Origin of the sequence: Pectobacterium brasiliense (assembly GCF_013449685.1) — a bacterium.
Classification (GTDB): Bacteria; Pseudomonadota; Gammaproteobacteria; order Enterobacterales; family Enterobacteriaceae; genus Pectobacterium; species Pectobacterium brasiliense_A.
This window is the reverse complement of record NZ_JACDSF010000067.1, coordinates 38108-44225: the sequence shown is the minus strand read 5'-3', so window position 1 is coordinate 44225 and position 6118 is coordinate 38108. Positions and strand designations below refer to the sequence as shown.

The 6118-nt window shown below is 55.0% G+C and carries 5 protein-coding genes; 4 read left to right on the top strand and 1 reads right to left on the bottom strand.

From position 1 onward, the window contains the following. Window positions 1–283: fumarate hydratase C-terminal domain-containing protein (locus H0248_RS20500; RefSeq protein ID WP_180787293.1), on the top strand; the 283-nt coding region annotated here is incomplete at its 5' end. A 396-nt stretch (window positions 284–679) separates the two neighbouring features. Here the strand turns inward: H0248_RS20500 and norR are convergent. After that, on the bottom strand, window positions 680–2230 hold the full coding sequence (gene norR / locus H0248_RS20495) for a nitric oxide reductase transcriptional regulator NorR (protein ID WP_180787292.1): 1551 nt from the start codon (window positions 2228–2230) through the stop codon (window positions 680–682). Window positions 2231–2395: 165 nt separating this feature from the next. On the opposite strand from norR, the gene norV reads away from it, so the two are divergent. The 3 genes from norV (at window position 2396) to tehB (ending at window position 6044) form a co-directional block, all read left to right on the top strand. Continuing rightward, a complete protein-coding gene (norV, locus tag H0248_RS20490; RefSeq protein WP_180787291.1) occupies window positions 2396–3919 on the top strand; it encodes an anaerobic nitric oxide reductase flavorubredoxin in 1524 nt (507 codons plus the stop codon). Window positions 3920–3929: 10 nt separating this feature from the next. Beyond that, window positions 3930–5066, top strand: a complete 1137-nt coding sequence (gene norW, locus H0248_RS20485; RefSeq protein WP_180787295.1) for an NADH:flavorubredoxin reductase NorW — start codon at window positions 3930–3932, stop codon at window positions 5064–5066. Between the two features lie 117 nt (window positions 5067–5183). Further along, window positions 5184–6044, top strand: coding sequence for an SAM-dependent methyltransferase TehB (gene tehB / locus H0248_RS20480; protein ID WP_180787290.1), 861 nt, complete (start codon window positions 5184–5186; stop codon window positions 6042–6044). Window positions 6045–6118 lie beyond the last annotated feature (74 nt).

Here is a 6118-nt window from a genome sequence, read left to right as displayed (position 1 = left end):
CAACTATGCTGACACTGAGGGCATCAAGTACGCTGGTATTCAGCAGGTGACCGACGCGTGCCATAAACACGGCGGCTTCTACCTTGGCAGCATCGGCGGCCCGGCAGCGATTCTGGCGCAGAACAGCATCAAGAGCCTGACCTGCGTCGAATACCCTGAACTGGGAATGGAGGCCATCTGGAAAATCGAAGTCGAAGATTTCCCAGCCTTTATTCTGGTCGATGATAAAGGCAACGATTTCTTCCAGGTGATTCAGAGCGCCAAGTGCGTGAAGTGCGGTTAAGGAAGCCCTACGGCGGTTAGAAGTTAGGCGATATTTCGTGTGCGATAACAATCGGTATTTTCATGCAGATTCTCTGCACGCACCCGACAAGGAGCAGCCAATCGCCGCTGCTCCTTGACCTCAGGCTTTTTGGCGGAACGGGGTCGCTACGCGATACCTTCACCGCCAGAGGCTTTTTAACGGACCACCAGTGACGCGATGACTCGTCTCATAAATGAGACTCGCCCTTCGGGCCAGCACATGTGCTGTTCAAAAACGTCTCTGACGTTTTTGTCCGACGCGGCACTGGTTTTCGCCGCATCCATGCGGCTCATCCTGAAAGCCTCTTTCGGTTCAGCCCCTTTTACGCCACTAAAAATCAGCGATCTTTTTTATCTAAAAGTGATAGCTGCCGAATTAAAAAACATCTTTTTTAATTTTTAGCCGCTTCGCCAGACGGTGCAGGTTGCCGCTGTCCATTTCCAGTTCTCTGGCGCAGGATGACCAGTTGCCCTCATGGCGTGCCAGCGTTTGTTGGATGATCCGGCGCTGATAGTCGTCCGTTGCCTCCCGCAGGCCGCCACTGATGAAATAGGCTGGCTCTATCTCGATAGCATTCGACGATCCCGTGGCGGAATGAGCAGGTTGAGCGGGAAGTTCAAGATTGAAATGCTCAGGGCCTAACAGCACCTCGCCCGATTCCTGCCCTGCTCTTGCCAGCACGGTGGCACGGTAAATAGCGTGTTCCAGCTCGCGCACATTCCCCGGCCAGTCGTACTGCTCCAGTAGCGCGCCCGCATCTGCCGTCAACGCCAGTCGCGCCAGCCCCAGTTGCACGCGGCTGCGCTCGCAGAAGAATCCCGCCAGCAGCGCCACATCCTGACTGCGCTCACGCAGCGGTGGTACAGACAGCGGGAACACGCTCAGACGGTGGAACAAGTCAGCACGGAAAGCCCCATCCAGCACCGCCTGCCGCAGATCGCGGTTGGTCGCCGCCAGCACGCGCACGTTCACTTTCAGGCTGCTGTCATCACCCACCCGTTGGAGATCGCCATACTGCAAAACGCGCAGCAGCTTCGCCTGTAGCGTCAGCGACAGTTCGCCAATCTCATCCAGAAACAGCGTGCCGTTATCCGCCATCTCAAACTTGCCGGTGCGATGGTGGATCGCACCGGTAAACGCCCCCTTCACATGACCAAACAGCTCGCTCTCCGCGACCGACTCCGGCAGCGCAGCACAGTTCAGGTACACCAGAGGATGACTTGCCCGGCTGGAACCACGATGAATCGCTCGCGCCACCAATTCTTTGCCGACGCCGGTTTCTCCCATAATCAGCACGTTCAGATCGGAGCCCGCGACAATATCGACCTCTTTCTTCAACCGCTGCATCGGTTCCGACAGTCCAACCATTTCCTCGACGCTTTCCGCCGCCGGACTTTCAGCCCGCACCGGCGCGGGCAACTGCCGCTCAAGGCGCTCCATCAGCAGCGCGTTACTCAGCGCTGCCGCCGCCATCGCCCCCACCAGCCGCAGTTCCTCATCGCTAAAATGGTCGAACTGGAAAGGGTCCATACCATCCACGGTCAGTGCCCCGATCAGGTTCTGATTGGCAAACAGCGGCAGGCCGACGCAGGCATGCACCTTAAGATCCTCCTGACTGGGGATCAGGCCGTCATAGGGATCGGGAAGCTGGCTATCAGCCGGAAAGCGCACCACGTCACCCGCGCGGGCAATCGCCTCCAGACGCGGATGATCGGACAGGCGAAAGCGTCGCCCCAGTACATCCGGTGCCAGACCGTCGATCGCCAGCGGGCGGAACAGCTGATTCTCGTAACGCAACAGCGCCGAGGCATCACAGCGCAACAGTTGGCGCAGGCTGTTGATTAAGCGCTGGAAACGATCCTGATTCGATAGCCCCATTTGCAGTTCGATAGCGATACGGGCAAGGGCGTTAATAGAGAGCGTCATGGTGTGTCCTAATGACAGAACCTGTGTCATTAAGACAATAGATAAAGTATGTCATTTTGACAATTATTATTTATTAAAACTTTATAAATCAATATATTAAAAATTGGCACACTTCCTGCAATCTCTACAGCATATTCCCGACTATGACTATTGAGGTTTCAGAACATGACGATTCACGTTAAGAACAATATCCACTGGGTTGGACAACGCGACTGGGAAGTCCGTGATTTTCACGGCACCGAATACAAGACGCTGCAAGGCAGCAGCTACAACAGCTACCTGATCCGCGAAGAAAAAACCGTGCTGATCGATACCGTCGATCACAAATTCAGCCGTGAGTTTGTGCAAAACCTGATGGCGGAAGTGGATCTGAATACGATTGACTACATCGTGATCAACCACGCCGAGGAGGATCACGCCGGCGCGCTGAGCGAGCTGATGGCGCGTATTCCCAACACGCCGATTTACTGCACTCACAACGCGATCGATTCCATTACCGGTCACCATCACCACCCTGAGTGGAATTTCCACACGGTCAAAACCGGCGACACACTGGATATCGGCAACGGTAAGCAGTTGATCTTTATCGAAACGCCGATGCTGCACTGGCCGGACAGTATGATGACCTACATGACCGAGGACGCCGTGCTGTTCAGTAACGATGCGTTCGGCCAGCACTACTGCGATGAGCACCTGTTCAATGACGAAGTCGATCAGACTGAACTGTTCGAGCAGTGTCAACGCTATTTCGCCAATATTCTGACGCCGTTCAGCCGCCTGGTGACCGCCAAGATCCACGAAGTGCTGGGCTTTAACCTGCCGCTGTCGATGGTTGCGACCTCACACGGCGTGGTATGGCGTGACGATCCTGCCCAGATCATTCACCTGTATCTGAAGTGGGCAGACAGCTATCAGGAAGATCGCATCACGCTGTTTTACGACACCATGTCCAATAACACTCGCATGATGGCCGACGCCATTGCGCAAGGTATCAACGATGTCGATCCCGGCGTCGCGGTAAAAATTTACAACGTCGCCCGTCACGACAAGAACGAGATCCTGACACAGGTCTTCCGCTCGAAAGGCGTGCTAGTCGGTTCATCCACCATGAATAATGTGATGATGCCGAAGGTCGCCGCCATGCTGGAAGAGATCACCGGTCTGCGTTTCCAAAACAAGAAAGCCTCGGCGTTCGGCAGCTACGGCTGGAACGGCGGCGCGGTAGACCGCGTTCAAACCCGTCTGATGGACGCTGGTTTCGAAACCACGCTGGCGCTGAAAACCAAGTGGCGTCCTGATGGTTCCGCGCTGGAAATTTGTCGCGAACACGGTCGCGAAATCGCGCGTCAGTGGGCATTGCATCCGCTGGATAATACGCCTGCCCGTCGCGTCATCTCGCCCGTAAAACAGACCGCTGCGGCACCGCAAACCGCCCCGCAGAATGTGAGCGCTCCTACCGAGAGCGCCTGCGGATGCAATGAAGTCGCTGCGCCACAGACAACCGCACAGCCAACGGCACAGTCAGAAAACGGCTGTATGCAGTGCAGCGTCTGCCAGTGGATCTACGATCCGGCACTCGGCGAACCGATGCAGGATGTCACACCGGGCACCATGTGGTCGGACGTACCAGACAGCTTCCTCTGCCCAGAATGCGGGCTGGGCAAAGACGTTTTCAATCCGATTCGCTAAGGAGAGGATGATGAAAGATATTGTGATTATTGGCGCGGGCTTTGCCGCCCGCCAGCTCATCCGGCAGCTACGCAAGCTGGATGCGCACTGCCCTATCCGCCTGATTACTGCCGACAGCGGCGATGAGTACAACAAGCCGGATCTGAGTCATGTGATGAGTCTGCAACAGCACGCCGACGATCTGACCAAGATGTCGGCAACCGCGTTTGCTGAAGAAAACCGCATTGCGCTGCTGGCCAATACGCGCGTCACCGCCATTGACCGCCATGCGCAACAGGTCATCTGCGGCGCGGATCGCTATGACTACCACAAGCTTGTGTTCGCAACCGGTGCCAGCGCGATAGTGCCGCCGATTCCGGGACGCGAACATATGCTGACGCTCAATAGTCAGCAGGAATATCGCACCCACGAAAGTCGGCTCTGGCAGGCTGAACGCATACTGGTGCTCGGTGCCGGGCTCATCGGTACCGAACTGGCGATGGATCTGGGTCGCGCCGGAAAACGGGTCACGCTGGTTGACTGTGCCAGCAGCATTCTGCCCGCGTTGATGCCGCCCGAAGTCAGCGCGCGCCTGCAATTCACGCTGACGCAGCAGGGCGTTTCTCTGCAGTTGAACACAACCCTGCAACAGTTGGAGAAAACCGAAACCGGCGTACAGGCCACATTTACCGATGGTCGATCTGTAGAAGTAGATGAGGTTCTCTCCGCTATCGGTTTGCAGGCCAACACACAGTTGGCGAAAACGGCGGGGTTAATGGTGCAGAAAGGTATCCAGACCAATGCGCAGTTACAGACTACCGATCCACTGATTTATGCACTGGGCGACTGCGCGGAGATTGGCAGTAAGCTCCTGCCTTTCCTGCAACCGATTCAGCTCAGCGCGATTACGCTGGCGAAAAACCTGCTGGGTGCCAGTGAGGCGCTGACACTGCCGCCAATGCTGGTTAAAATCAAGACGCCGCTGTTTCCCTTACAGATGGCAGGCGATACCACTGGCAGTGATTTGCACTGGCAGCAGGAATGGAACGAACAGGGGATGGTGGCAAAAGCGCTGGATAGTCAGCAGGTGCTACGCGCCTTTGTGGTCGGTGGTGAGCGAATGAAAGAGGCATTTCCACTGCTGCGACAGCTTTCCACAGTGAGTTAAACCACGGACTGAGACAGCAAAATAAATAATGCATTTAAAATACATATTTCTGGTCAACCTGCGTGCGGATTAATAGAATACGGCCATGCCTTTTAGAATTTACAGACCGAGGTAACGATGCAAGATCTCATTTGTTATAAGAAGATGCCGCAGTGGAACAGCCAGACGCTGCCTGCCGCGTTTCAGGAAAAGCACAACACGCAGGAAGGCACCTGGGCAAAACTGACCGTGTTGAAAGGGGAAATGACCTTCTCCATGCTGACCGAAGACGGCGAAACGCTGGAGACGTTCCAGTTCTCCGAACAGAACCAGCCGCCGTTTGTTGAACCACAGGCGTGGCACCGCATCGTCTCGTTCTCTGACGATCTCGAATGTCAGCTCAGCTTTTTCTGCTCCGCGGAAGATTTATATCATAAAAAATACGGTCTGACGCGTACCCATTCCGAAGTGATCAACGCCATGCAGCACATCAAACCGGGTAAAACGCTGGATTTAGGCTGCGGTGGTGGGCGTAATTCGCTGTACCTGAACCTGCGCGGGTTTGACGTCACGGCCTGTGATAAGCACGAGCAAAGCATTGATTCGCTGAATAACATCATCAAGAGCGAAGCGCTGGAAAACATCCGAGCGGGCGTTTACAACATCAATCTGGCGGAAATCAAAGAGCAGTACGATTTTATCCTGTCGACCGTCGTGCTGATGTTTCTGGAACGCGATCGCATTCCGCACATCATCAGCAATATGCAGGACAACACCGTTAACGGCGGCTATAACCTGATTATCGCCGCGATGTCGACAGAAGATTGTCCGTGCCCACTGCCTTTCTCGTTTACCTTTAAAGAAAACGAGCTGAAGAACTATTACGCCGATTGGGAGATCCTCAAATACAACGAGGATATGGGTGAGCTACACAAGACCGATGCGCAGGGTAACCGCATCAAGCTGCGCTTCGCAACGCTGCTGGCAAGAAAGCCGTAAGCACCGGTTAGCCGTTAAAAAACCTAACGCCATAAAATACAAAAGGGCCGATTACTCGGCCCTTCTTATTTCTA